24 protein-coding genes are annotated in these 26537 nt (G+C 71.0%); 15 read left to right on the top strand and 9 right to left on the bottom strand.

The genetic code is table 11. From position 1 onward, the window contains the following. Positions 1–15: 15 nt before the first annotated feature. Entirely contained in the window at positions 16–1044 is a 1029-nt protein-coding gene (locus tag AC5L3C_RS36975) for a LacI family DNA-binding transcriptional regulator (RefSeq protein WP_125509821.1), read from the bottom strand. A gap of 345 nt (positions 1045–1389) precedes the next feature. On the opposite strand from AC5L3C_RS36975, the gene AC5L3C_RS36980 reads away from it, so the two are divergent. From AC5L3C_RS36980 to AC5L3C_RS36995, 4 genes are all read left to right on the top strand, one after another. Beyond that, a complete protein-coding gene (locus tag AC5L3C_RS36980; protein ID WP_493653540.1) occupies positions 1390–2700 on the top strand; it encodes an extracellular solute-binding protein in 1311 nt (436 codons plus the stop codon). Continuing rightward, complete coding sequence (locus tag AC5L3C_RS36985) at positions 2697–3602, top strand: carbohydrate ABC transporter permease (RefSeq protein WP_493653541.1); 906 nt, start codon at positions 2697–2699, stop codon at positions 3600–3602. Before AC5L3C_RS36980 ends, AC5L3C_RS36985 begins: the two co-directional genes overlap by 4 nt. Before the next feature lies 1 nt (position 3603). Then, positions 3604–4500, top strand: a complete 897-nt coding sequence (locus AC5L3C_RS36990) for a carbohydrate ABC transporter permease (protein WP_493653543.1) — start codon at positions 3604–3606, stop codon at positions 4498–4500. A gap of 145 nt (positions 4501–4645) precedes the next feature. Then, positions 4646–7024: a beta-xylosidase/alpha-l-arabinosidase gene (locus tag AC5L3C_RS36995; RefSeq protein WP_493653545.1), complete on the top strand. Its 2379-nt coding sequence runs from the start codon at positions 4646–4648 to the stop codon at positions 7022–7024. A 41-nt stretch (positions 7025–7065) separates the two neighbouring features. Here AC5L3C_RS36995 and AC5L3C_RS37000 read toward each other — a convergent pair whose 3' ends face one another. Next, positions 7066–8253 carry a fumarylacetoacetate hydrolase family protein gene (locus tag AC5L3C_RS37000; protein ID WP_493653546.1) on the bottom strand — a complete coding sequence of 396 codons (1188 nt, stop codon included), beginning with the start codon at positions 8251–8253 and terminating at the stop codon, positions 7066–7068. A 40-nt stretch (positions 8254–8293) separates the two neighbouring features. Next, the gene (locus AC5L3C_RS37005; RefSeq protein ID WP_493653548.1) at positions 8294–10030 is read right to left on the bottom strand and encodes an IlvD/Edd family dehydratase; all 1737 of its coding nucleotides are present in this window, start codon (positions 10028–10030) and stop codon (positions 8294–8296) included. Positions 10031–10190: 160 nt separating this feature from the next. Between AC5L3C_RS37005 and AC5L3C_RS37010 the strand changes: the two genes are divergently transcribed. After that, complete coding sequence (locus AC5L3C_RS37010) at positions 10191–10910, top strand: FadR/GntR family transcriptional regulator (RefSeq protein WP_493654189.1); 720 nt, start codon at positions 10191–10193, stop codon at positions 10908–10910. Between the two features lie 27 nt (positions 10911–10937). Here the strand turns inward: AC5L3C_RS37010 and AC5L3C_RS37015 are convergent, their stop codons facing one another. The 3 genes from AC5L3C_RS37015 to AC5L3C_RS37025 all read right to left on the bottom strand — a co-directional run bounded on the left by AC5L3C_RS37015 (position 10938) and on the right by AC5L3C_RS37025 (position 13312). Next, complete coding sequence (locus AC5L3C_RS37015; protein WP_493653550.1) at positions 10938–11357, bottom strand: GMC family oxidoreductase; 420 nt, start codon at positions 11355–11357, stop codon at positions 10938–10940. A 193-nt stretch (positions 11358–11550) separates the two neighbouring features. Then, positions 11551–11721 carry a hypothetical protein gene (locus tag AC5L3C_RS37020; RefSeq protein WP_493653551.1) on the bottom strand — a complete coding sequence of 57 codons (171 nt, stop codon included), beginning with the start codon at positions 11719–11721 and terminating at the stop codon, positions 11551–11553. A gap of 721 nt (positions 11722–12442) precedes the next feature. Then, entirely contained in the window at positions 12443–13312 is an 870-nt protein-coding gene (locus AC5L3C_RS37025) for an alpha/beta fold hydrolase (protein ID WP_493653553.1), read from the bottom strand. 830 nt (positions 13313–14142) lie between these two features. Here AC5L3C_RS37025 and AC5L3C_RS37030 point away from each other — a divergent pair. The 6 genes from AC5L3C_RS37030 to AC5L3C_RS37055 all read left to right on the top strand — a co-directional run bounded on the left by AC5L3C_RS37030 (position 14143) and on the right by AC5L3C_RS37055 (position 20646). Further along, positions 14143–16968 (top strand): NACHT domain-containing protein, encoded by a 2826-nt coding sequence (locus AC5L3C_RS37030; RefSeq protein ID WP_493653555.1) that lies wholly within the window; start codon positions 14143–14145, stop codon positions 16966–16968. Between the two features lie 2 nt (positions 16969–16970). Beyond that, entirely contained in the window at positions 16971–17498 is a 528-nt protein-coding gene (locus AC5L3C_RS37035; RefSeq protein ID WP_493654191.1) for a DinB family protein, read from the top strand. Between the two features lie 42 nt (positions 17499–17540). Next, entirely contained in the window at positions 17541–17765 is a 225-nt protein-coding gene (locus tag AC5L3C_RS37040; RefSeq protein WP_493653557.1) for a bacteriocin immunity protein, read from the top strand. Between the two features lie 150 nt (positions 17766–17915). After that, the gene (locus AC5L3C_RS37045) at positions 17916–19565 is read left to right on the top strand and encodes an AbeC-like domain-containing protein (RefSeq protein ID WP_493653559.1); all 1650 of its coding nucleotides are present in this window, start codon (positions 17916–17918) and stop codon (positions 19563–19565) included. After that, positions 19562–20209, top strand: a complete 648-nt coding sequence (locus AC5L3C_RS37050; protein WP_493653560.1) for a hypothetical protein — start codon at positions 19562–19564, stop codon at positions 20207–20209. Before AC5L3C_RS37045 ends, AC5L3C_RS37050 begins: the two co-directional genes overlap by 4 nt. Then, positions 20206–20646, top strand: a complete 441-nt coding sequence (locus tag AC5L3C_RS37055) for a hypothetical protein (RefSeq protein WP_493653561.1) — start codon at positions 20206–20208, stop codon at positions 20644–20646. Before AC5L3C_RS37050 ends, AC5L3C_RS37055 begins: the two co-directional genes overlap by 4 nt. 65 nt (positions 20647–20711) lie before the next feature. On the opposite strand, the gene AC5L3C_RS37060 is transcribed toward AC5L3C_RS37055, so the two are convergent. Next, positions 20712–21386: a peptidoglycan DD-metalloendopeptidase family protein gene (locus tag AC5L3C_RS37060; RefSeq protein WP_493653562.1), complete on the bottom strand. Its 675-nt coding sequence runs from the start codon at positions 21384–21386 to the stop codon at positions 20712–20714. 476 nt (positions 21387–21862) lie between these two features. On the opposite strand from AC5L3C_RS37060, the gene AC5L3C_RS37065 reads away from it, so the two are divergent. From AC5L3C_RS37065 to AC5L3C_RS37075, 3 genes are all read left to right on the top strand, one after another. Further along, positions 21863–22318: a carboxypeptidase regulatory-like domain-containing protein gene (locus AC5L3C_RS37065; RefSeq protein WP_493653563.1), complete on the top strand. Its 456-nt coding sequence runs from the start codon at positions 21863–21865 to the stop codon at positions 22316–22318. A gap of 170 nt (positions 22319–22488) precedes the next feature. Beyond that, a complete protein-coding gene (locus tag AC5L3C_RS37070) occupies positions 22489–23865 on the top strand; it encodes an MBL fold metallo-hydrolase (RefSeq protein ID WP_493653564.1) in 1377 nt (458 codons plus the stop codon). A 258-nt stretch (positions 23866–24123) separates the two neighbouring features. Continuing rightward, positions 24124–24876, top strand: a complete 753-nt coding sequence (locus AC5L3C_RS37075; RefSeq protein ID WP_493653565.1) for a sulfite exporter TauE/SafE family protein — start codon at positions 24124–24126, stop codon at positions 24874–24876. Between the two features lie 37 nt (positions 24877–24913). On the opposite strand, the gene AC5L3C_RS37080 is transcribed toward AC5L3C_RS37075, so the two are convergent. Further along, positions 24914–25195, bottom strand: a complete 282-nt coding sequence (locus AC5L3C_RS37080) for a metal-sensitive transcriptional regulator (protein WP_125509839.1) — start codon at positions 25193–25195, stop codon at positions 24914–24916. Between the two features lie 79 nt (positions 25196–25274). Between AC5L3C_RS37080 and AC5L3C_RS37085 the strand changes: the two genes are divergently transcribed. Next, positions 25275–25841 carry a rhodanese-like domain-containing protein gene (locus tag AC5L3C_RS37085; protein WP_493653566.1) on the top strand — a complete coding sequence of 189 codons (567 nt, stop codon included), beginning with the start codon at positions 25275–25277 and terminating at the stop codon, positions 25839–25841. 69 nt (positions 25842–25910) lie between these two features. Here AC5L3C_RS37085 and AC5L3C_RS37090 read toward each other — a convergent pair whose 3' ends face one another. Continuing rightward, complete coding sequence (locus AC5L3C_RS37090; protein ID WP_125509841.1) at positions 25911–26495, bottom strand: TetR/AcrR family transcriptional regulator; 585 nt, start codon at positions 26493–26495, stop codon at positions 25911–25913. Positions 26496–26537 lie beyond the last annotated feature (42 nt).

Consider the following 26537-nt stretch of genomic DNA (forward strand, 5'->3'; position numbering starts at 1 on the left):
CCAGAAGCCCCGCGGTCACCGACCCTCCGAAGTCCCCTCCCGCGGCGGTGCCGTCGAGGCGCGTACCACGAGTTCGGTGGCGAGTTCGATGTGGTGGGACTCGACCTTCTCGCCGTTGGCCAGTCGCAGGGCGGTGCGCAGGGCGGCGGCGCCCATCTCCCGGAGCGGCTGACGCACGGTGGTCAGGGGCGGGGAGACCATCTGCGCGAGGCTCGTGTCGTCGAACCCGACCACGCTCAGGTCTTCGGGAACGCGCAGGCCCCGGGCGCGAGCGGACTCGATGACACCGAGCGCGATCTCGTCGTTGCCCGCGAAGACGGCCGTAGGAGGCTCCTCCAGATCCAGTAGCGCCTCGGCGCCGGTCCGGCCGGTCTCGAACGTGAACTCGCCGGTCCGGACATGGGTGTCCGGGATGCACGCTCCCTCGGCCTCCATGGCGGCGCGGTAGCCGTGCATGCGTGCCTGGTTGCAGACGGCCATGGCCGGCCCGCCGAGATACGCGACGCGGCGGTGGCCGAGGGAGAGCAGGTGCCGGGTCGCGGCCAGACCGCCGGCGAAGTTGGTCGCCCCCACACTGTTGACCTGACTGTCCGGCAGATGCAGCGGGTCCAGCACGACGAGCGGCAGTCCGACCCTGGCCAGCTCGTCCAGGTGGGCCGCGGTGTACACGCTGGTGACCGCGATGACGGCACGGCGTCCGGCCGAGACCAGGCCGCGGGCCCAGTGCGGGGGGCCGGACGCCTTGCTGACCACCACCGAGGCCCCGACCTCGGCGGCCGTGTCGATGATGCCCTCCAGGGTGTCGGCCACGTACGACTTGAGGCCGCCCTTGAACTGCACCTCGATGGTCGGATTCTCGACGGCCTCGGTGTGACGGAACACGGGCGCGAGGTAGTCGTGCTGATGCAACAGCTCCTGCACCCGGACGCGGGTGTGCGGTGCCACGTCACCGCGGCCGTTGACCACCTTGGACACGGTCGCGACGGAGACTCCAGCCGCTTGGGCGATGTCCGCCAACGTGGTGCGCCTGGCGTTCGGTCGCATCGGTTCCTCTCAGCTCTGGGCCGCACCTCGGTCGTGGCGAGAGCGGCACCGGACCCCCGTGGCCCGGCATGACCTGCATCGACAGTGTGTCAGCCCGCAGCCGCGGCGTCACCCCCACTCCGGAGGGACCGTTTCGAAAGAGTTTCGATCCCGCTCCAGGCCCTTCGCATGCCGTTGTGGTGCTGATATTGCAGGGGAGACATCCGTTCACGGATCCGTTGCACGCATCTTGACACGGCATCCGATCGAAACCTAGCTTGCACGAACAGAGCTTGAAACCGAAAGTTTCGAAAACCTTTCACCATGACTCACGAGAGCCTGTCGCTCTCGAGTGCGGAGAAAATCATGGCGCTCTCTCGACGTACCCTCCTCGGCCTGGCGGCCGCCGTTCCGGTCTCCGCCGCGCTGTCGGCCTGCGGCGGCTCGTCAGGACCCGGCAAGAGCGGTGGTGCCACGTACTGGTATCTGAACGGACAGCCGCAGGAAGGCGTCAGGGCCGGCGCCGTGGACGCGTTCAACAAGGCCCACCCCGACGAGCAGATCGACGACACGACGTACCAGAACGACGCGTACAAGACGAAGATCAAGACCGCCATCGGTGCAGGACAGGCGCCGACCATCATCTGGGGCTGGGGCGGCGGCACGCTGCGCTCCTACGCGGATGCGGGCCAGGTCGAGGACCTCACCTCGTGGTTCGACGAGAACCCCGACGTCAAGAAGGGGCTGTTCCCGTCCTCGTTCGGCGCGGCGACCGTCGACGGCAAGATCTACGCGATGCCGTGCGAGACCGTGCAGCCGATCATCCTCTACTACAACAAGAAGGTCTTCGACCAGGTCGGTGTGAAGCCACCGGAGTCCTGGGACGACATCATGGCGCTGGTGCCCAAGTTCAACGCCAAGGGCATAGCCCCGTTCGCCCTCGGCGGCCAGTCCCGGTGGACCAACATGATGTGGCTGGAGTTCCTGTTCGACCGCATCGGCGGTCCCGACGTCTTCCAGGCCGCCATCGAAGGCGAGAAGAACGCCTGGTCCCACCCGGACGCCATCAAGGCGCTGACCGCACTGCAGGACCTCGTCAAGGCCGACGGGTTCATCAAGGGCTTCTCCTCGATCACCGCGGACTCCAACGCCGACCAGGCCCTGCTGTACACCGGCCGGGCCGCCATGATGCTGCACGGCGCCTGGTCCTACGGCATCCAGCAGACCGACGGCGGGGACTTCGTCTCCAGCGGCTCCCTGGGCTACATGACCTTCCCGCCAGTCGAGGGCGGCAAGGGCGACCAGAGCAACACCGTCGGCAACCCCGCCCAGTACCTGTCCATCTCCGCCAAGGCGAGCGCCGACGAGAAGAAGATCGCGAAGGAGTTCTTCGCCAAGGGCGTCCTCCAGGAGGAGGAGGTGAAGGCCTGGATCGGCAACGGGTCGGTCCCGATCCGGCTCGGCACGGAGAAGCTGCTGGCCGCGTCCGACAACGCCGAATTCCTCCAGTTCACCTACGACATCGCCAGCAAGGCCAAGGTGTTCGTCCAGTCCTGGGACCAGGCGCTCAGCCCGACGGCCGCCGAGACCCTGCTGGACAACATCGTCAAGTTGTTCCAACTGTCCATCTCACCGAAGCAGTTCGCGAGCAACCTCAACGCGGTCACCGCCGCATGAGTGCGCTCACCAATCGGCCGTCCCTCCGCGAGCCACGCAGCGGCGTCCTGCCGTGGCTCGCGGTGCCGGCCCTGCTGTTCTTCATCGGTTTCGCCGTCATCCCGCTCATCGGTGTCTTCGTGCTGAGCTTCACCACCTGGGACGGCATCGGCACCATCCGCATGACGGGACTGACCAGTTGGCGTGAGGTACTCACCGACCCCGGGCTGCCCCACGCCCTCTGGGTGACGTTCCTCGTGATGGCCGTGTCCTGGCTCGTGCAGACGCCGCTGAGCATCCTGCTCGGCACGTTCCTGGCCGGCAACCAGCGCTACCGCGCGGTGCTGGGCGTGGTGTACTTCATCCCGCTGATGCTCAGCTCCGCGGCCATCGCGATCGCCTACAAGGCCCTGCTGGACCCCAACTTCGGCCTCGGCGCCGGGCTGGACGTCGCGGCGCTCAGCAAGGACTGGCTCGGCCGGCCCTGGCTCGCCTTCGGAGTCGTCATCTTCGTCGTCTCCTGGCAGTTCATCCCGTTCCACTCCCTGATCTACCAGGGCGGCGTCCAGCAGATCCCGAAGTCCCTCTACGAAGCGGCACAGCTCGACGGGGCCGGACGGATACGGCAGTTCTTCAGCATCACGCTGCCGCAGCTCAAGTACACCATCATCACCTCGTCCACCCTGATGGTCATCGGTTCGCTGACCTTCTTCGACCTCATCTTCGTCCTGACCGAGGGCGGCCCCGGCGATGCCACCCGGGTTCTCGCACTCGACATGTACAAGCGGGGATTCCAGGCCAGTCTGATGGGACCCGCCAGCGCCATCGCGGTCATCCTGGTCCTCGTGGGCCTCGCCCTCGCCCTGCTGCTGCGCCGCCTCGGAGGCAAGGACGCCGGCGCGAGTCAACTCGAGGGGGCCTGACATGACCACCACGCTCACCAAGACCCCACGACCGCAGAAGGTCACCCACAGCGAGGGACAGCGCCCCTCCCGCCCGGCGGCCCGCCGGCGCAACTGGGCGGGCGGCCTGGCCGGCTGGTTCTGGCTCGTCATCGTCGCCGTACCCCTGTACTGGACCCTCATCACCAGCTTCAAGGAGCGCAGCCGCTACTACGCCAGCAACCCGCTGCTGCCGTCGGGCGACCCGACACTCGAGAACTACCGGCTGGTCATCGAGTCCGACTTCCTGCGCTACTTCATGAACAGCGTCGTGGTGACCGTCGGCGCCGTGGTGCCGGCGGTCGTGGTCTCCTTCATGGCGGCCTACGCCATCGTCCGCGGCTGGCGCATGCGGGTCCTGCGCGCCATGAACGGGCTGTTCCTCATGGGCCTGGCCATTCCGCTGCAGGCGACGGTGATCCCCGTCTACCTGATCATCATCAAGATGCAGCTCTACGACAGCCTGATGGCGCTGATCCTCCCCTCGATCGCCTTCGCCATCCCGCTGTCGGTGCTGATCCTCGCCAACTTCATCCGCGACGTGCCCAAGGAACTGTTCGACTCGATGCGGGTCGACGGCGCCACCGAATGGACGACCCTGTGGCGGCTCGCGGCACCGCTCACCCGGCCGGCCATCCTCACCGTGAGCATCTTCAACGCCCTGACCATCTGGAACGGGTTCCTGCTGCCGCTGGTCCTCACCCAGAGTCCCGACCGCCGGACGCTGCCGCTCGCCCTGTGGACCTTCCAGGGGCAGTACGGGGTCAATGTCCCCGCCGTGCTCGCCGCCGTCGTCCTGACCACCATGCCCGTCCTGGTGCTGTACGCCTTCGCCCGCCGCCAGCTGCTGAGCGGTCTGACCGCGGGATTCAGCCGTTGACCGACGCACCACACACGAACGCGACCACCCACAACACAGACGCAGACACGGGAGGCGCCACGCGGTCCGCCTCGCCCCAAGCCCCACTCGTACACCGGTTCGCCCGTCCCGCCCTGTGCAAGGGCCCGGCGGGCGCGGGAGGAAAGTGAACGCCGACGTGGCCGTAGAGAACACCACCGCAATCCCTCTCTGGAACGACCCCACCGCCTCCGTCACCGACAGAGTCGACGCCCTGATCGCCGCGATGACCGTCGAGGAGAAGATCGCCCAGCTGTACGGAGTGTGGGTGGGCGCCTCCGACGAGGGCGGCGAAGTGGCCCCCCACCAGCACGAGATGGAGGAGGCCGTCGACCTCGACGCGCTGCTTCCCAACGGTCTGGGCCAGCTCACCCGCCCCTTCGGCACGGTTCCCGTCGACGCCGCCGTGGGCGCCCTCTCCCTGGCCCGCACCCAGCGCCGGATCGCCGCCACCAACCGGTTCGGCATCCCCGCCGTCGCCCACGACGAATGCCTGGCCGGCTTCGCGGCCTGGGGCGCCACCGCCTACCCCGTCCCGCTGTCCTGGGGCGCCACCTTCGACCCGGACGTGGTGCGCCGCATGGCCGCCGCCATCGGCCGCGACATGCGCTCCGTCGGCGTCCACCAGGGCCTCGCGCCCGTCCTGGACGTCGTGCGCGACGCCCGCTGGGGCCGGGTCGAGGAGACCATAGGCGAGGATCCGTACCTCGTCGGCACCATCGGCAGCGCCTATGTGCAGGGGCTGGAGTCCGCCGGGATCGTCGCCACCCTCAAGCACTTCGTCGGCTACTCCGCCTCCCGCGCCGGACGCAACCTCGCCCCCACCTCCATGGGGCCGCGCGAGCGCGCCGACGTGCTGCTGCCGCCGTTCGAGATGGCGATCCGCGAGGGCGGCGCCCGCTCCGTGATGAACGCCTACACCGACACCGACGGCATGCCCTCCGCCGCCGACGAGGAACTGCTCACCGGACTGCTCCGCGACACCTGGGGCTTCGACGGCACCGTCGTCGCCGACTACTTCGCCATCGCCTTCCTGAAGACCCTGCACGGCCTCGCCGGCGACTGGGCGGGCGCCGCCGGCACGGCGCTGCGCGCGGGCATCGACGTCGAACTGCCCAACGTCAAGACGTACGGCGCACCGCTGACCGAGGCCGTCACCGACGGCCGCATACCGGAGGAACTGGTCGACCGCGCCGTACGGCGGGTGCTCACCCAGAAGGCCGCGCTCGGGCTGCTCGACCCGGACTGGGAGCCCCTGCCGGCGGCGCTCGACGGGGCGAACCCCGACGATCCGGACGTCCTGCGCGGCCGGATCGACCTGGACAGCCCGGAGAACCGGGCCCTGGCCCGCACGCTCGCCGAGGAAGCGGTGGTGCTGCTGACCAACGACGGCACCCTGCCGCTCGCCACCCCGCGCCGCATCGCCCTCATCGGCCCCAACGCCGACGAAGCCACCGCCGTCCTGGGCTGCTACTCCTTCCCCCAGCACATCGGGGTCCGCCACCCGGGAACCCCCCTCGGCATCGGTCTGCCCACCCTGCGCGAGACGCTCGCAGCCGAGTTCCCCGACGCCGAGATCACCTACGCCCGCGGCACCGGCGTCGACGACGGGGACCTCTCCGGCCTCGACGAGGCCGCCCGGGTCGCCCGCGAGGCCGACGTCGCCCTGGTGGTCCTCGGCGACCGCGCCGGACTCTTCGGGCGGGGCACCAGCGGCGAGGGCTGCGACGTCGACACGCTCGCCCTGCCCGGCGCACAGCAGCAACTGCTCGACGCCCTGCTCGGCCTCGGCACACCCGTGGTCACCGTGCTGCTGGCCGGACGCCCCTACACCCTCGGCCGCGCCGTGGAGGAGTCCGCGGCGATCGTGCAGTCCTTCTTCCCGGGGGAGGAGGGCACGCACGCCATCGCCGGGGTGCTCAGCGGCCGGGTCAACCCCTCGGGACGCCTCCCGGTCGGCGTGCCGCGCGGCCCGGGCTCGCAGCCGGGCACCTACCTCGGGGCGCGGCTCGCACAGGCCAGCGGGGTGTCCAACATCGACCCGACGGCCGCGTTCGCCTTCGGCCACGGCCTGTCCTACACGCGGTTCGACTGGACCGACCTCACGGTGCACGGCCAGGAGGCCCCGACGGACGGCGAGTTCGCCCTCTCCTTCACCGTCCGCAACACCGGTGACCGCGCCGGCGCCGAAGTCGTCCAGCTCTATCTGCACGACCCCGTCGCGTCCGTCGTCCAGCCGGTGCAGCGCCTCGTCGGCTACACCCGGGTCGCGCTGGAGCCGGGGGAGTCCCGGCGCCTGAGCGTCACCGTCCCGGCCGACGTCGCCTCCTTCACCGGACGCGACGGACGCCGCGTCGTCGAACCGGGCGAGCTCGAACTGCGGCTGTCCGCCTCCAGCGCGGACCCGCGGCTCACCGCCACGGTCGAGCTGACCGGGGCCCCGCGTCACGTGGACCACACACGGCGCCTGCACGCCACCCTCGTGGAGGAGTCGCCCACCACCTGAACCGGCGGTGCGCGGCGCACGTCAGGGGTGCCGCGCACCTCTCACAACAGGCCGCGCCGGGCGAGGCTGCGCATCAGCGCCCCCACGCCGAACGTCCACGGCGCGGCCTCCTCGCTGGGCACGACAGTGTTGACCAGGGCGCCCAGGCGCGGGCTGGAGATCCGTACGACGTCGCCGTACTCGTGGGTGAAGCCCGCCCCGGGCGCGTGCCGGTCCTCGGTCGGAGCGAACAGCGTCCCCGTGAACAGCACGAAACCGTCGGGGTATTGATGGTGCGCGCCGTACGTGGCGGCCACCAGGTCCAGCACGTCGCGGCTGATCTCCCGCAGGGAACTGCTGCCCCGCAGCACGTAGCCGTCCGCGCCGTCGATCCGCAGCGCGATGTCGAGCCCGCGTACGGCGTCGAGGCCGAAGCCGTCGTCGAGCACGCGGACGAACGGGCCGAGCGCACAGGAGGCGTTGTTGTCCTTCGCGCGGCCCAGCAGCAGGGCGCTGCGCCCCTCGATGTCACGGAGGTTGACGTCGTTGCCGAGCGTCGCGCCCCGCACCCGGCCGCGCGAGTCCACGACGAGGACGGCCTCGGGCTCGGGGTTGTTCCACACCGAGGCCGCGAGCACGCCGATGTCCGCGCCCGTGCCGACCGCGGACAGCACCGGGGCCTTGGTGAACACCTCCGGATCCGGCCCGATGCCGACCTCCAGGTACTGCGACCACAGCCCCTCGGCGACGAGCAGCTCCTTGGCCTTGACCGCTTCCGGGGAACCGGGCCGGATGCCGTCGAGCCTGCCGCCCACCACCTGCCCGACGCGGGCCCGCACCCTCTCGGCCTGCGCCGGATCGCCGCCCGTGCGCTCCTCGATGACGCGCTCCAGCAGACTCCGGGCGAAGGTGACGCCGGCCGCCTTGATCACCTGGAGGTCGACGGGGGCGAGCAGATGCGGCACGTCACGGCGGCCGGGCGGCGCCTGGAGCAGGTCGTCCAGGCGCCAGGTGCGTCCGCCCCCGGCCTCGCGCACGACGGCCGCCGCGTCGTCGCGCTCCATGAGGTCCGACACGGTGGGGGCGAGCGCCGTCAGGTCGACGACGTGCTCCCCGCGGACCGCGGCCACACACGGTCCGTCCCCGTCCGGGTCGTGAACGCGCGCGACCAGGGCGGCCCGGCCGGCGTCCTCCGGAAGGACGGAGCCGGCGGTGAGGACCGGACGGGGGCGCGCTGCTGCCGATTCCACGATCGATGCACTCCTGGATACGAGAGGGGGCGGGGCGGGCTCAGTGGGAGTCGCGGGGGACCTCGTGCCCGCGGCTGCCGCGCAGGAACCCGAAGTCGGCGCCCCGGTCGGCCTGTTCCACATGTTCGGTGTAGAGCCACGTGTAGCCGCCGGAGTACTGCTCGGCGGGCGGCGTCCACTCCTGCCGGCGGCGCGCGAGTTCGGCGTCGTCCACGTCCAGGCGCAGGCTGCGGTTCGGGACGTCCAGGACGACGGGGTCACCGTCGCGCACCAGGGCGAGCGGCCCGCCGACGGCGGCCTCGGGCGTCACGTGCAGGACCACCGTCCCGTAGCCGGTGCCGCTCATCCGGCCGTCGCACACACGCACCATGTCGGTGACGCCGGCCTTCAGCAGCTTGGCGGGCAACGGGACGTTGGAGACCTCGGGCATACCGGGGTACCCCTTCGGGCCGGCGTTGCGGATGACGATGACGGTGTTCTCGTCGATGTCGAGGTCCGGGTCGTCGGCGACCTCGTGGTACGCCTCCGGGGAGTCGAAGACGCGCGCGGGTCCGCGATGGGTGAGCAGGTGCGGTGAGGCGGCGGACTGCTTGATCACGGCGCCGTCGGGGCACAGGTTGCCGCGCAGGACGGCGATTCCGGTGCCGGCCGGCTGGAAGGGTTCGCCGAGAGGGGTGATGACGTCGGAGCCGAACCGCTCGGCCGACTCGGTGTTCTCGCCGACGGTGCGCCCGGTGACCGTGACAGGACTCTCGTGCAGCAGCTTGCCGGCGAGCAGTTCGGCCATGACGGCGGGCAGCCCGCCCGCATAGCAGAAGTCCTCCATGAGGTACCTGCCGCTGGGCATCAGGTTGACCAGGGTCGGCACCGCGCGGACCAGGTCGTCGAAGTCGTCCGGGCCCAGCTCGACACCGACGCGTCCGGCGAGGGCCGTGAGGTGGATGATGGCATTGGTGGAGCCGCCGATGGCCGCGTTGACCCGGATGGCGTTCTCGAACGCCTCCCGCGTCAGGATCCGCGAGGGCCGCAACTCCTCCTCCACCATCGCGACGATGCGCTGCCCGGCCGCCTGCGCGGTCTCCATCCGCCGGGAGTCGACCGCGGGCCACGCCGCCGAACCCGGCAGCTGCATGCCGAGCGCCTCGGCCATGCAGGCCATCGTCGACGCCGTCCCCATGGTCATGCAGTGCCCGTTGGAGCGGGCCATGCAGCCCTCCGCGAAGAAGCACTCCTCCTCGGTCATCCGGCCGGTCTTGAGGTCTTCTTCGAACTTCCACACATGGGTGCCGGATCCCACGTCCTGGCCGCGGTACTTGCCGTTCAGCATGGGACCGCCGGTGACCATGACGGCCGGCAGATCGACGCTGGCGGCGCCCATGAGCATGGCGGGGGTCGTCTTGTCGCAACCGGACAGCAGCACCACACCGTCGAGGGGGTTGGCCCGGATCAGCTCCTCGACCTCCATGGCCATGAGATTGCGGTACAGCATGGCGGTGGGCCGCATCAGGGTCTCGCCGGTGGCCATGGTGGGGAACTGCAGCGGGAAGCCGCCCGCCTGCCACACCCCGCGCTTGACGGCTTCGGCGACACGGGTCAGATGGGCGTTGCACGGGGCGAGTTCGGAGGCGCTGGTGGCGATGCCGATGACGGGACGCCCGTCGAACACCTCGTGCCCGAATCCCTGGTTGCGCATCCACGAGCGGTACAGCATGCCGCTGCGGCCCTGAGCGCCGAACCATGCCTGGCTGCGGCGGTTCGTCCTTTTACCGTCGGTCATGTGAACACTCCCGTGGCTCCGGCGTCGACCGCTGGTGTTGCGGTGATGGCGGGCGGAGCCGACAGACGCCCCCACCCGATGGCGGACAGGGGTTTGAGGCCCTACCCTGTACTCCAATCATTAAATGATTCGATGAATGACGTCCAGAGGGTGAGCGGAGATCGTGGTGCACTTCCTGACCCTGCACCAGCGCGTGGTCGACGAGCTCGGCCGGCGCATCGTGGACGGCGCCTGGCAGCCGGGGGACCCGCTGCCCGTCGAGGACGTCCTCGCGGCCGGGACCGGCGTCAGCCGCGGGGTGCTGCGGGAGGCGGTCAAGTCCCTGGTGGCCAAGGGGATGCTGCACGTACGGCCGCGCACCGGTACGCGCGTGCTGCCCCCGGAGCACTGGAACCACCTGGACCCCGACGTCCTGCGCTGGAAACAGGCCGGGGACGCCGCGGCCCTGCTGCGCGACACGGGCGAACTGCGGCGGATCGTCGAGCCCGAGGCGGCCCGGCTGGCCGCCGAGCGGGCCGCTCCCGACGCCGTGCGCGCGCTGTACGACGCCCTGGCCGCCATGGAGGCCGCGGCGACGGAACCCGGACACGGCGGCTATGTCGAGGCCGACATCGCCTTCCACCGGGCCCTGCTCGACGCCGGCGGCAACCGTCTCCTCGGCTCACTGGGCCGTGCCGTCGAGATCGCGCTGGAGCACAGCTTCGCCATCAGCACCCAGACCCCGGGCGCCGCGGAAGCCTCCCTGCCGGGTCACCGCGCGATCGTGGAGGCCGTCGAGGCCCGCGATCCCGCGGCCGCCGCGGCCGCCGTACTGGCCATCATCGAAGCCGCCGAACGAGAGATCGCCCAGTCGCCGGCCATGCCCGGCGACGCGGGATGACCTGACACTCCGGCACGGCGTGCTCCGTCACCCCTCGTCCCGCAGGACCGCCGGCTCGGTCACGGCGTGCGCCAGGGCCATGATGGTGATCTGGGGGTTCACCCCGGGGGACGACGGAAGCAGACACGCGTCGGCGACGACCACGCCCTCCGCCCCGCGCAGCCTCCCGTCGGGGCGTACGGGGGAACGCTCGCCGTCCGCCCCCAGGGCGGCGGTCCCCGTGGGGTGGAACGCCGAGAGGTGGAGACGGCGGTGACCGGTGCGCCGGACGACGTCGTCGAGCGCGTCCGGCGAGGTGACCGAGGGATGCGCGGGTATGCCGGTGAGGACTTCGCGGGCGCCGGCGGCGAAGAGGATGCGGCCCATGCGGGAGAGGGACCGCAGGAGGCGGCGGCCGTCCTCGGCGTGGAGCGCGTAGGAGGCGACGGGCCGGTGCGAGCCGCGCACCCGCCCGGAGGCCGGTCGGAGACCATGGCACCGAGGAGGCCGAGTTCCCGGCGTCGTCCGGCTCGCGCTTCAGCTCCCGTCCGAGGTGCGGGAGGACGAAGGAGGTCATGCCGGGCGCAGAGAACCAGCCCACTCCCGTCAGGTCAAGTCCTCCGGCCCGTCCGTGACTTCGCCGGCCCTCGAGGGGCCGGTCTCAGCTCCGCCGCTCGTGCCTCATGAGATCCGCGGTCATCTCCTCGGCGGTGACCCGCAGGTAGCCCTCCGCGGCGCGCCCGGCTTCCTGCGCCCTGCCTTTGACCACCGGCTCCACGACCTGCCGCACACGGTCCGCGGCGACCGCGGGATCGGCGAACGGGGAGCTCATGTGGTGACGGACCGGCAGGTACGCGTTGAGCAGCGTGTTGGTGAGCAGCAGGTAGACGCGGTTGCCCGTGGCGCGGGCCAGTTCCGGTGGACCTCGGCCTCGGCGAGCTGCGCGCCGGCCGGGCCCGACGCCTTGGCCACGGCGTCCACCGCGGCGCGAAGCCGCGCGCCCTGTGCGGCCGTACGACGGGAGGCGGCCCTGCGCGCGATGATCCCCCCGATGGCCAGGCGCGCCTCGAACACGTCCGACAGCCACCGCCCGTCCTGCCGCACCAGCAGAGGGAGCAGATCGGCGCCCCCGGACCGCAAGAAGTCCAGCACACGTGTGCCCACGCCGTGCCGCGTGCGCAGCAGGCCCGCCTGCTCCAGCCGGGACAGAGCGTGCTTGAGAGTGGTACGCGTGAGCCGTACGGAGCGGCGAGCTCACGCTCCGACGGAAGCAGCGAGCCCGCCTCGTGCGTGCCGTCCAGGATGTCGGTACGCAGGCGCTCCACCAGCACGTCGACAACGGAGTGGCGCACGATCGGCTCGGCTGGCATGGCCGCACTCCTTCGGTTGGTCCCGCTCCCGCCGGTGCCGTGGGGGACCGCGTGTCGACATCTTCGCAGGAAGTGGATCAGCGCGGAGTTCCGACCGTCAAGCCGCGACAGCGCTGGGACGGGACCGCCGTCGCAGCGCTGTCGCCTTGGGACGCGGGATGCCCGTCGTGGCGGGCGGTCCACTCACGCGGCGCCGTCGAGAACCTCGCGCAGTCGCCGGGCGAACTCGTCCGGCTTCCCCGGATATCCGTACGCCCCGTCGCAGAAGCCGCCGTGATGGCTCGGGAACACGGTGACTCGCTGCCCGAGCAGTTCGGCGGTCGCCACCGAGGTGCGCGCGGTCAGCAGGTCCTGGGACTCCTCGCCCACGGCGATCACCACACGGGTCGGCGCGGCGGCGATCGCCTCGGCGTCCGGCCGGTGGCTGCTGACCGCCCAGGACCGGTCGGACAGCAGCGGATCGTCACGCGAACCGTCATCCTCGGTGGGCAGCCCGAAGGCGGCGGGATCGGCCTCCGGCCGTGCGAAGTAGGCGTCGGTGAACTCGCCTTTCCACGACGTCATCGCCACGAACGCGGCCATCCCGGCACCCCACCCCCGCTGCTCGTACGCCTCCTGGACCCCGGCCCGCGCCCGCACGGCCGCGGGGACGTCCGGTACCAGACTGATGAGCGGCGGCTCGTGCGCGACCAACGTGGTCACGTCTCCCGGATACCGCGCCACGACCGCGAGCCCGATGATCGCTCCGCCACTGCTGGCGAACATCTCGACCGGCCCGGCCCCGAGTGCCTCGATGACGGCGTGCACGTCATCGGCCTGGGTCTGCGGCGTGTGGTCGACCCGCCCGTCCCTGCGGGTGCTGCGGCCGAGCCCGCGCGGGTCATAGGTGACCACGGTCCGCTCGGGAAAGCGCGCGGCGAGCGCGGCGAAGCCGGCGGCGTCCATGGGATGCCCGATCATGAGCAACGGCGGGCGTCCGTCCACGGTCGGCAGCGGTCCGCGAATGTCGTACACGAGGTCCGCGCCGTCCGTCTTGAGCGTGTGAGTCTTCATACCTGTGCGGACCGGCCCCGCACCGGAAACTCATCGGCGAGGCAGGCATCGTTTTCCCCGGCCGGTGGGGGACACCCCGGAGCCGGCTGGACGACGGCAGCCCCGATCCGTATCGACGGCGCCCGCACGGCCGACGACGGCCGCTCCCTTGTCGTCGACGCCGAGGTGTCCGACGGCGCCGGCGAGTGCGTCCGCGGCCTGCGCGGTGAGCTCGACACCGTCGAGAACGGCACTGTGTACGTGATGGTCACCTACGAGACCCGTCCCCTCGACCGTGCCTCGGGTTGCACGCAGACGCAGCAGGTCGCGGCGACGGTCCGGCTGCGCGAGCCCCTCGGCTCGCGCCAGGTCATGGTGAACAGCATGGAGGTGTACACCCCCGACGGCGCCACGACGCCCCCCGCCCTGCGGCAGTGCGGGGAGGAACGGCTGCGACCCCACGCCCCCGCGATGCACCTCGGCCTCCTACCGGCAGGCGGTCAACGACACCGACATCCCCGAGCACACGAGCTCGGAGGAACGCGGCTGCGACGCCACGTTGCTGGTGCTGGACCTGTCGACCCGGATGGGCCCGGCATGCGGCGGCCCCGGCGACGGATGCACCCCCTCCGGCGTCGCGCAACGCTGGTTCTACCGCGCCGCATCCTCGGGCCCCGGCCGGCCGCCACGAACGGCGATGCGGGCTGAGCGGGCATCCACAGGATCCTGCCGAAACTGCCCGAGCGCCTCGCTGCCCCGGCTCGCCCGCCGCTGATCCCCCGATCGAGGCCCACCGCCACGCGACGCCGACTAATCTGACCGAGGCGGTTCACAGGCTTGGGGGGCGTCGGATGGATCCCGCAGTCATCGGCACACGCCTGGCGTCGAGCGCGGTAGCTCCGCTGGTGAAGAAGCTGCTCGTGAGGGAAGGACCGGGGGCCGGACTGGTCGACAGGCCGGTCAGACTGTCGGCCCTCGTCTCCTTCCGCGGCGAGAAACGCACCCTGACCGAGAAGGACGTACGGTCGCTCGCCGCCCGCCTGGTCCGGCAGGCGGCGGAGTCACCGGGGGAGGCGCCCTTCCCCCGGGACGAGGAGACGGCGGTCACCGACGCGCTGACGGCCAGGCTGCTCGTCCTGGGCGACCTCGACATGGACGACGTGCAGGCGGTCCGGCTCGGCTACCGGGAGCTGGCCCGCACACTGCACCTCCTTGCCGCCACCCGGCATCTGTCCGCGGATGCCGCGCTGTTCCTGGACTCCGTCACCGAGTGGGCCTGCCTCCACATCGTCGACTTCTTCACCCAGCGCTCGACCTTCGTGGCCCGCACCCTCGTGGAGCAGAGCCGGGACCACGCCGAACTCATCGCCAAACTGGACGAACTGATCACCCGCACGCCACGGCCGGACGGCCGTGACGCCGCCTTCGAGCGACGCTTCCTGTCGTACATCACCAAGAAGCACGGGCGGCTGCAGATCTACGGCATCGACCTGATCAACTCACCCGGCAGGTGGCCGCTGGACGTGGCGTATCTGCGTCTGGAAGCCACCTCGCCCGTGGACGCGTACGAGGACTTCCTGCGCCGCAACCCCCGGTTCCGGCAGGGGCGCCAACCGGTGGACGTGGCTCTCGCCGGTCACGACCGGGTGCTGCTGCGCGGCGAGGCCGGATCCGGAAAGACCACACTCATCCAGTGGCTGGCCGTCTCCGCCGCGCGCCAGGAGCCCGACGACCGGATGGCGTATCTGACCGGCCTGATCCCCTTCGTCCTGCCCCTGCGCACCCTGACCCGCCGCGGCGGTCACCTCCCCGCACCCAAGGACTTCCTGACCGCCGTGGGCTCACCCCTGGCCGGTGAGGAGCCGCCCGGCTGGCCCTCCCGTGTCCTCACGGCGGGCCGCGGACTCCTCCTCGTCGATGGCGTCGACGAAGTCCCCGAGAGCGAACGGGCCCACGCGCACAGCTGGCTCACCGACCTGGCCGAGGCATACCCGAACAACCGGTGGCTGGTCACGTCCCGCCCGTCCGCCGTGGCGGAGGCGTGGCTGGCGGCCCAGGACTTCGGCGAACTGAGGCTGTCGCCGATGCGCCCCGCGGACGTCCGGTCGTTCATCGGACGGTGGCACGAGGCCGCGCGCACGGGTGTGCCCGAGGACGACGAGGCCCTGGCCTCCTACGAACGCCAGCTCCTCGACGCCGTTGGGACCAAACCCGACCTGGGGCGACTCGCCACCAACCCGCTGATGTGCGGCCTGATCTGCGCCCTGCACCGGGACCGGCACGGATTCCTGCCGATCGGCCGCAAGGAGCTGTACCAGGCGGCGCTCGGCATGCTCCTCACCCGCCGTGACCGCGAACGCGGGGTGACGGGTCCCGAACTGAGGGAGGAGCCACAGCTCCAGATCCTCCAGCGGCTCGCCTACTGGCTGATCAAGGACGGCCGGACGGAGATGACCCGGGACCGTGCGCTCACCGAGATCGGCAAGGCCCTGCCCGCCCTGCCCGAGATGCAGGCCCTGGGCGATCCCGAGACGGTCCTGTCCCACCTCCTCAACCGCAGCGGCCTGCTGCGCGCCCCCACCGCCGAGACCATCGACTTCTGCCACCGCACCTTCCAGGACTTCCTGGGGGCGCGTGCCCTCCTGGACGAAGGCACTTTCGGGATGGTCCGCAAACACGCCGCCGACGACCAGTGGGAGGATGTCATCCGCATGGCGGTGGCGCAGGGGCGCCCGCGCGACCGGGCGGACATCCTGCGCGAACTCCTGCACGACGGATCGGCCCGGGCCGTGGTCCTCGCCGCGTCCTGCCTCGAACAGGCCACGGAACTGGACCCGGCGGTACGGTCCGAACTCGAACGCAGCATGTCCGAGCTGCTCCCGCCACGCACCCCCGAAGCGGTGACCACCCTCGCCTCGGTGGGCCCCCTCGCCCTCGGCTTCCTGCCGGGCCCCGAAGAACTGGCCGCCACCCGGCCTGCCCCGGAAGCCGCCGACCACGCCCAGCTGTGCGTCCGAACGGCTTCCCTGATCGGAACCGACGAGGCGATCCCCTACCTGGCCCGCTTCACCAGCCACCCGTCCCCGAAGGTGCGCAGCCAACTCGCCCTTTTCTGGCACCGGTTCGCCATCGAGGTCTACGGCAGAGAGGTCATCGCCCGCCTCCCGTACGACGACCTCCATTTGATAGCCCACTCCGCGGCGGAACTGCGCGCCCTGCGGCAACTGGGCGGCCGCCCATGGATGCGACTGGTCGGCGACTTCACCGCCCGCAGCCTCCGCGTCCACCTGGACCCGGCCCGACTCACCCGCCTGGACCTGCGCGGCACCATCGACGACACGTCAGTACTGGCCGAATTCCCCCGCCTGGAAGCGGTCTCGGTCTCCGAGTGCCCCGAGACCATGCCACTGACGAGTCTGCAACAACTCCCCAAACTACGGGAGTTGACCCTGACGCTTCCCCACGCGGCCCACGCCGCCCAATCAGGCCTGCGCATCCCCCAGCTCCGCCACCTCACCCTCCACGGCCCCCGGACGACCGAGCCGACGCTGACCCTCCTTCCGCAGGCATTCCCCTCAGTGACCACCGTGCACGCGCCCCACACCCCGAACCCCACCCGCCTCCGCACCCTCTTCCCCCACGCATCGATCACCGTGACCGACCAGGAGCGTGCATGACCATGACCACGACGCCGGACGGACGTCCCGTCCCACCTCCGCACGCCGACGAGCGCACCATGCTGACAGCGTGGCTGGACTTCCACCGAGCGACGCTCGCCCTGAAATGCGCAGACCTCACCGACGACCAATTGCGCCTCGCCGCCGTACCTCCCTCCTCGATGACCCTGCTCGGTCTCGTCCAGCACATGGCCGAGGTGGAGCGCAACTGGTTCCAGCGGGTGTTCGCGGGCCAGGACATGCCACCGGTCTTCGACATGACCAACACCGACGGCTACGCGCTCCGGCCCGGACGAGGACTCGACGAGGCAACCGCAGCCTGGCAGGCGGAGATTGCCCGAGGCCGTGAACTGACGGCAGACGCCTCACTGGACGACTCCGGCCACCTCACCGACCACCAATCAGGCCACGTCGGCGATCAATCGGTTTCCCTGCGCTGGATCCTGGTGCACATGATCGAGGAATATGCCCGCCACAACGGCCACGCCGACCTCCTCCGCGAACGCATCGACGGAACAACCGGCGCGTGAGACGGGGGCGCCCACTGAAGGGATGTGACGTGCACCGTGGAGATGAGCCGTGCGGAAGCGGTCGCGCTCGTACAGCGGATCATGGACGCTGAGTACGCCTCGGACGACGAGGTGGCGGAGAGCCTGGAGAGCCTGGAGAGGCTGGACAGAGCCCTGTCATGCCCATCCGGCCACGTCGGCAACCTGATCCACTGGCCGCCGGAGCGGGAACTTTCGGCCGATGAGGTGGTCGACCAGGCTCTGGCGTACCGGCCCCATGTCATGTGAGCGAACTTCAGGAGCGCGGCGGAGCAGTTCACTCCTTCGGATGGTGGGCGTGACACCGCAATTACCGTGGGTTGACTCCCGCCCGCACGGTGCGTTATCCATCGAGTTGCCCAAGAAATCAGCCGGTGGGTGCGCGGGGGGAGAAAGCCGGTGTCGTCTTCGTACCGTCCACCGCCCCCGTATGCGAGCGAAGCCTCCAGGCTGCTGTGTGCCGGCGCCTACCTCGATGACAGCTTCCGCGATGCGGTGATCAACGAGCTCTACCTCCATGAGGAGCGCGTGGTCGCGCCGTCCTTCGGTTTCGATGCCGCCCGCGTGCTGGCGCACGCCCTGCGCGCTCGGCGCATCGCGGTGCTCTGGGCGGCGTCGGTGATGATGCTCTGGGTGATGGGAACCGCGCTCAGCGCCAGTCTCCTCTTGGCCTTCGCGCCGTCTTTCGCTCTCCTCACCGCTGCCTCCCGACTGAGCAGAGCGTCGGTACGGCGCCCCGAGCCGAGCAGAGCAAGGGGGGTTGTGGCCGCCGTGCTGCGCTGGTGGGGGCGGATCTGGCTCAGTACTGTCGCGCTGTGGCTGTGGTTGATCGTGTCCGAACCGGACCGTCTCCACACCTCCGTGGAGGACTCCGTCGGCGAGGGCCCGTTCTGGGCTCCTGACCCCTGGATGGATATCGGCTACCAGCCGTTGCACGTATGGGTGGTGATCGGTTGTCTCCTGTCGATGACGCTTCTGGAGGCAGCGCGGCGTGCATGGTGGGCCGCGCTGCTGGAGCAGGAACTCTCCCAGGACCGCTTCCCCGATGTGGCAGGTGACCCGGCCGAGCAGGCGATCGGTATCCGGTTCCAGCGGCTGAGCGGACGGATTCGCGAGGAGCAGCACGCCCCGCTGTTCCTGTACGACATCGCTGCGCCGTTCCGGGGAGCCGGCGTCCCGTATCCGGCCCAGACGTACGCCGTGAGTCTCCGTCCGGCGCACGAATCGGACTTCGAGACACGGCAACTCCAACCGCTGCTCAACGGGCGGATTTTGCAGCATGTCAAGGACCGGTTACTCCACTTGCGCGTCACGTCCGAGCACGTGGTACCGCATGAGGTGCGGGACAGGCTGAGGCAACTGACCGTCGACGAATGCGTGTTTCTTCCCGTGGAGGGGCTGCCCAGCCGGTCCGTCGTCCCTCGGAGTGCTGTCGAGTACGAGATGCACCGTACGTCGGCGGTGGAGGAGGGTGGCGAGAAGCGCCGTCATTTCCTGCGGGTCCAGGTGAGCGGCTGGGACGACGAAGTGGTGGTCACCGTCTTCGTGCGCGCGCACACTCAGGGCGGACTGGTGACGTTGGAAATCGCACCCTACGTCCTGTGGCCGGTGCGGTCCGCCTTCCGGGAGGCGGACCGGATCGCGCACCGGACGCGCCATGCTGGAATCGTCGCCAAGGCGGCGAAGGCTGTGGTGCACACCCCTGAGTCGGCCGGGTACGCCCCGGTGATGGTCTGGCGTGCCATGAGGGCCGTCTGGCGGCAGGCCGTCGGAGGGTACGCGGACAGCTTGCCGGAGGGCCCCGCGGTGTCCGTGCGGGAACTGGCCTCCGAGCGGCACATGAGTGGCTTCCAGGAGATGGACGTCCAGCGCTATCTGGAATCGGTCCGTGCAGGCATCGTTCAAGGTATGGCGGATGCCCTGCGGGAAGCCGGCTGGCGGGCAGACGAGTTCGAGGCCAGGGCCATGCATCCGGGCGCCCTCACCGAGCCGGCGGGCCGACATCCGGCGCAGCCGGATGTGTCATGGGCGGAGGGCGGTGCGGTATGAGTATCACCCAGCCGCTCTGGGACGCGGAGATCCAGGGCTGGCGGGGCGAGCCGTCCGGAGGCACGTACCGCGTCGGCCCGCGCAGCCCATGGTTGCGCCGGTTGGTGCAGCGCAGACGAGCGCGTCCGAAGCGGCCGTGGTCGCGCCGCAGCCGCTTCACGGAGCAGCCGGCGGTCGGCTGGAACCAGTCGTCGCAGGGCTGGGAGACCAAGACCTCCAGTGCCGCAGCCTTCTGGTCCACGACGCGGCTCCGTCATGGGTGGGCCCTCCTGCTCCTCCTGGCCGCGAGCACGGTCGCGCTGCTCGCAGGCTGGTGGTCCGGGGCGTTGTTCCTCGTCTGGACGTCGCTGGTGACGACCGGAGTCGTCACGGTCCGCAGACAGGCTGCCGTGGAGGCGGGTGTCCGCGGCGGGCGCGGCGAACCCGTCCGAGACCCTGCTCCGGTGACACCCGAACGCGCCTTCGCCGAGGGAGCGCTCACGGTGCTGCTGCCCTCCCGCCTCATCACACCGGCACGAGAGCCGTCCCGCCCACTCGACGCGCCGCCACCGCGCGAGAGCAGCGAGGCGCACGTAGCGGCCGCCGTGCAGGATGTCTGCGCCCGGCTCGCGGCCGCCGCCCGGACCGGCGAGGACATCTCGTGACCGCGCCCGTGCCCCAGCAGCCGTCCCCACCGGGACCCGACAGCGGAAACGGCCAGAACACGCCGGTCCCTCAGCCTGCCTCCCCCTACCGCGCGCTGCCGTTGGGCGAGGACATGGAGGTATGGAAGCGGGTCGTCGAGGGAGCACCCGAGCGGGTGCTGCGCATCGTGGAGCAGGAGTCGGCGGCGCAGATCGAGATCCAACGGGCGGAGAGCCTGCGACGGCTCCAGCTCGACCAGCACCGGATGCGTATGGACGTGATCAACTTTCGGTTCCGCCTGGCCGGTGCCGTCTTCGCCGCCACCGCGTTCTCCGCGGTTCTCCTCCTCGCCAAGTACTTCATCGACCACGGCGCCGTTGCCCCGGCGACGGGTGTCCTGAGCGCGGCAGTGGCGGCGGTCGGCGCCCTGGCTTTCGGAACCCGGAAGGGGAAATAGTCCGACCGATGGCGGCGCGTCGGCCCGGTTGCGTCGCGCGGCGCTGTGCCGGCGCCGTCACCCGCTCACCAGGTCGGCTTGCGGCACTGGGCGTAGACGAATGAGCCCGACGGGTGGTCCTCGAAGTGGAGGTGCGGGCCGGTGACGTTGCCGGTGCTGCCGACGTTGCCGATCTTCTGGCCCGCCTTGACCGACGCCCCGGCGCTCACGCCTCGCGTCGACAGGTGGCAGTAGACGTAGACCCGGCCGTTGTCGGCGCGCAGGCCGATCCAGTTGCCGTAGGCGCCGCCGTTGCCGTTCGACCACTGAATCGTGCCCTTGCGGACGGCGACCACGGTGGTCCCACCCTTCACGGCATAGTCGTCACCGGTGTGGAAACCGGCTTTGTATCGCTTGTCCTTGACACCGAAACGGTGGGTGACGTGATGTTCGGGCACCGGCGAGGCAACTCGGCCGCCCGGCGTGCCCGACGGCCTGCGGCTGTCGGCCGTGACCTTGAAGCCGAAGCGGTCGCCGAGCTTCTTCAGTGACACCTCTCCCGGAATTCCGTCCGCTTGCGCGCCCGAAAAGCCGAGTGTGCGCTGCCACTTGGCGTACGCCTCCCGGGTGAGAGGACCGAACACGCCGGGGCCCGAGCTGAAGTCGAGTCCCACGGCCTTCGCCAAGGCCTTCTGGACGGTCAGGACACTGTCGTTCTTCGCCCCAGGTTTGACGTGGGACAGGTTGACGGACGAGGCCATGATGAGCATTCCCTCCGCGAGGGGAGTGGTCCGACGCGGCGGCGGGCGGACAGGTTTCCGGAGTGGAACACGGCCATTCGCAGGGTCGTCACGTGGGCCGCCTCCTGAGTACCTCAGATGGATATCGGTCGCAGCAGCAAAAACAATCTGCGCCGTGAGGCAGCAGCGAAGGACGAACGTCGGTGTGCGCACCAGCCCCCTTGGTCCGTCAACTCGCACCATTCCAGTTTCCCGCCGTTCACGACGAGTGGCAAACGCAGTAAGCGCACTTCAAACCCCTGGCGCATGACGTGAGTCCGCCCTGAAAGCAGACATTGACACGGTCCGCGCACCGCGTGAACCTGGAAAATGAATCGGTGCGTCTGCAACGGCGGCCCTCACGGGAACGCAGTGCCACGAGCCGTGCGTTCGTCGGTGCCGGCAGCCCTCCGCACCTCCGCGCCGACCACCCCGGCCGCGGTCGAGAGGAGACTCTCATGCACGGGCATGTGCGAACCATCACCGGTCACGAGCCGATCGCCATGATCAAGGTCAGCGTCTACGGCCCCTTCCTCACCCTCATCGACCGTGCCTATACCAACGACGAGGGCTCGTACAGCGTGGACGTGCCCGCCGGCGAGACGGTCAGCGTGCGGTTCGACACCCACCCCTCGCTCGACAACGCGGACGACTGGCAGCCGTCGCTGGTCACCGACGTGGTCGCCGACGACGCCGTCCCGCTCGACCGGCATCTGGTCCCCGTGGGCGGGTCCGCGGACACGGCGCGCGGCATCGACGTGATCGCCGCCTTCCTCATGGCCTCGGCCGTGGAGGGACCGGAGTACGCCGCCCACGCCACGACCCGGCTGTCCCGGATCAAGCAGAACACCGTGTTCCTCCAGCGCACTCAGGCGACCCTGCTCGAGCACTTCACCGAGCTGACCCACGCCTGACGGGCCGCGCCCGGCGCGGACGGCAGGGTCCTCCCCGACCCGGCGGGTACCCGCACGCCAGGCGCATCCGTGCGGAGGAGACCCCACCTCCGGAATACCCCCCTGGGTATCCCTGTTAGGGTAGGCGTCAGATACCCCCCGGGGTACACAGTCGGAAGGAGTCAGCAACCGTGTTCTTCGTCGACACCCTGGAGCTCAAGGGCCTGGGCAACCACAGCTACCTGGCCGGCGGGTCCCGTGCCGCCGTGGCCATCGACCCGCCGCGTGACATCGACCAGGTCATGGCCGCGGCGGCCCGCCGTGGGGTGCGCATCGCCTATGTGGCCGAGACCCATGTGCACAACGACTACGTCAGCGGCGGCCTGGAGCTGGCGCGCGTCACCGGCGCCCGGTACCTGGTGCCGGCCGGGGCGCACGTGTCCTTCGCCCGCACCCCGGTGGCCGACGGCGACACGGTGACGGTGGACGAAGGGCTGGTGCTGCGCGCGATCGCCACGCCCGGACACACCCCGCACCACACCTCCTACGCCCTCACCGAGGACGGCCGCGGTGTGGCGGCGTTCACCGGCGGATCCCTGCTCATCGGCACCGTCGGCCGCCCCGACCTGGTCGAGCCGCGGCTGACCGAGCAACTGGCACGCGCCCAGCACGCCTCCGTCAACCGCCTGGCCGAGGAGCTGGACGACGAGGTGGCGGTGCTCCCCACCCACGGGTTCGGCAGCTTCTGTTCCTCCTCCCAGGCCGAGGGCGACGCGACCACGATCGGCAAGGAACGCAGCGCCAACGACGCGCTGAACCTGGACGCGGACACCTTCGTCGCCCGCATGCTCGCCGGACTGGACGACGTGCCCGCCTACTACGCGCACATGGGCCCGGCCAACGCCGAGGGCCCCGCGCCCGTCGACCTCACGCCTCCCGGGCACGCGGACGCCGAGGAACTCGCCTCCCGGCTGGCCGCGGGGGAGTGGGTGGTCGACCTGCGCAACCGCGTGGCCTTCGCCCAAGGGCATGTCGCCGGGTCGTTCAACTTCGAGGGCGACGGCAAGCTCGCCACCTACCTGGCCTGGCTGATCCCGTGGGGCAAGCCCGTCACGCTGCTCGCCGACAGCCCTCAGCAGATCGCCGACGCGCAGCGGGAACTGGCTCGGGTGGGCATCGACCGCCCGGCCGCAGCCGCCACCGGCGGCCCGTCCGGCTGGATCCGCGAGGGCGAGCAGCTCGTCTCCTTCCCCCGCGCCCGCTTCGCCGACCTCGCCGATGTCCGCGGACGCGGCGGCGACGTGGTCGTGCTGGACGTGCGCCGGGCCTCGGAGCGTGCGGGCGGCTGGATCGACGGCTCCGTGCACATCCCGATCCACGCACTGCACGGCCGCATCGGCGACGTACCGCCGGGGACGGTGTGGGTGCACTGCGCCGGCGGCATGCGCGCCGCGATCGCGGCCTCCCTGCTCGACGCAGCCGGGCGCGACGTGGTCGCCGTCGACGACGGCTTCGACGCCGCCGCCCGGGCGGGACTGCCGCTGACGCGTCCCGACGGCACCGCCTGACGCACCCCACCACCTGTACGAAAGTGATCCACCGATGTCACCGTTCCCCTGTCGCCGCCCCGGCCGCCGCCCCGTCAGGCCGGCCCACGAGCAGAGCCGCGACGGAACCGCCGTCCCGCCGGACGCCCGCGAGCAACCGAAGCGGAACGACGGACGCGGCGTACGCGTACGTGCCACGGACGTCACCGTCGGCATGACCACCCGCGTGCCCGAGCGCCTCCCGGTCACCGGCCCGGGCGGCAGTGACGGAGTCACGGCGTGAGTGCTCTCGTCCTGGCCCTGATCGCGGGGGCGGTGGTCGGCATCGCGCTCGGCGCGCTCGGCGGGGGCGGCAGCGTCCTGGCCGTACCGGCGCTGATCTACCTGCTCGGCTTCACCCCGGCCGCCGCGACCACCGCCGGCCTGCTCATCGTCACGGCCACCTCGCTCACCGCCCTGTACGCCCACGCCCGCACCGGCAACGTCCGCTGGAGGACCGGCGCCCTGTTCGCCGCGGCCGGACTCCTGCCCGCGGCGGCGGCAGGGGCCGCGGCATCCCGCCTGCCCCAGTCGGTTCTCACCGGCGCGTTCGCCGTCGTCGCCGCACTCGTCGCCGTCAGGATGCTGCGTCCCGGCCGCGCCGTCACCGGCCCGGCGCCCGGCGAGCCACGGCCCGTCCGGGCCGCCGGGGCCGGCGCGGGACTGGGCGCGCTGACCGGTCTGCTCGGGGTCGGCGGAGGATTCCTCGCCGTCCCGTCCCTGGTCACCGTGCTGGCGTTCGAGATGCAGGCCGCCGTCGGCACCAGTCTGCTCGTCATCTCGGCGAACTCGCTGGCCTCCCTGGCCGCCCGCGGACCGACCGCCGCCGGTGCCGACTGGGCGGTGATCGGCCCCTTCACCGGGGCGGCGATCCTGGGTGCCTGGGACGGCAGGCGCCTGGCCGCCAAGGTCACCGGCGCCCTGCTCCGGCGCCTCTTCGCCCTGGTGCTGCTCGCCACGGCCGCGGTCATGCTCGTCGACGCCCTCGCCTGAAGGGCCGACGGATGTTCACACGCCGCGCCGCCGCGGCTCATGCCAGCGACAGGAACAGCTTCTCCAGCCGGGCACGCATCTCCTCCCGGTCACCGGAGGCGGCCATGTCCGCGTCGGTCAGGCAGTGCTGCAGACCGGTGGCGATGATCGCGAAACCGGCCTTGTCCAGAGCCCGCGACGCCGCGGCGAGCTGGGTGACCACGTCCTCGCAGTCCCGCCCCTCCTCGATCATCTTGATCACACCCGCGATCTGGCCCTGAGCCCGGCGCAGCCGGTTGACCACGGTCTTCAGTTCCTCGGCCGCCATCGCCAGTTCCACAGCCCACGCTCCCTTCGAGATACCCCCTTGGGTATCCTACCGAAGGGGTAGCCCCAACCGAGCAAAGGAAAATCCCCCCGTGGCATCCACCACCGCACTCACCGCAGGCCAGGCCTACGCCCGTCTGCACGAACTGACCGTCATCGACGTGCGCACCCCCGGCGAATACGCCTCCGGCCATGTGCCCGGCGCCCACAACATCCCCCTGGACCACCTCGACGCCGCCTTCCCCGCCCTGAAGACCGCCGCCGACCGCGGCGACCTCCTCATCGTGTGCGCCTCCGGCGCCCGCTCCGCCGAGGCCTGCCGGCGCCTGGCCGACGAGGGCATCACCGCCGCCACCCTCACCGGCGGCACCACGGCCTGGACGCAATTCGGCCACGACACGCACCGGCCCGCGGGCATCCGCACACCCTGGGCCATGGACCGCCAGGTCCGCCTCGCCGCCGGATCCCTCGTCCTGACCGGCCTGATCGCCGGACGGCGCTGGAACGCGGCCCGCTGGCTCTCCGCGGGCGTCGCCGGCGGCCTGGTGTTCTCCGCCCTCACCAACACCTGCGGCATGGCCAGGATCCTTGCCAGGCTCCCGCACAACCGGCCCAGGGGCACGGACCTGGACGACACCCTCGCGGCCCTGTCCGGCTGACCTCCCCGCAGCGGCGAACCGCCGGCCACGATGCCTCGGAGGCGGCCGGCGGCAACCGGGCATGATCGTTCAGCTCAGCGTCGCGGTCGCCGCTCGCAACTCCTCAAGGGCTGCCAGCGCGTAGGGCGCGAGCCCGTGGGCGTCATCGTCGTCGCGATCGCTCTCGGACCACTGGGCGTAGCCCCGCTTGAACGCGAGGACGCCCAGTTCACCCGCGAGGTGCGCGGTCGGCTCGGGAACGCCGCGCGCGATGAGCGCCTCGGTCATCGCGGCCGCGAGACCGACACTCTTCAGGGCGTCGCGCTCCTGCAATTCGGTGCTGGCCGCCACGGCCGCCTTGAGGCGGGGGCCGAGTTCGCGGTTGGCCGGCCCCATGGCGCCCGAGGCGCGCTCGAGACCGGCCGCCACCGCCTGGAGCGGGCCGGCGCCCGCCGGAGCCTCCGTGATGCCCTCGGCGAGCAGCCTGCTGAGTGTCTCCTGTCCTGCGACCAGGAGCTCACGCTTGTCGGAGAAGTGCCGGAAGAAGGTGCTCTTGGTGACTCCGGCCCGCTCGGTGATCTGCGCCACCGTCGTGGCGTCGTAGCCCTGCTCCGTGAACAAGTCGACGGCCGCCGCGACAAGTCGCTCGGTCGCCCCCGGTTGCCATCTAGCCATGGGGCAAGGATAGGTGATGGGACTCTTGTCCCATCGCGGTGT

The organism is Streptomyces speibonae, from assembly GCF_984686075.1.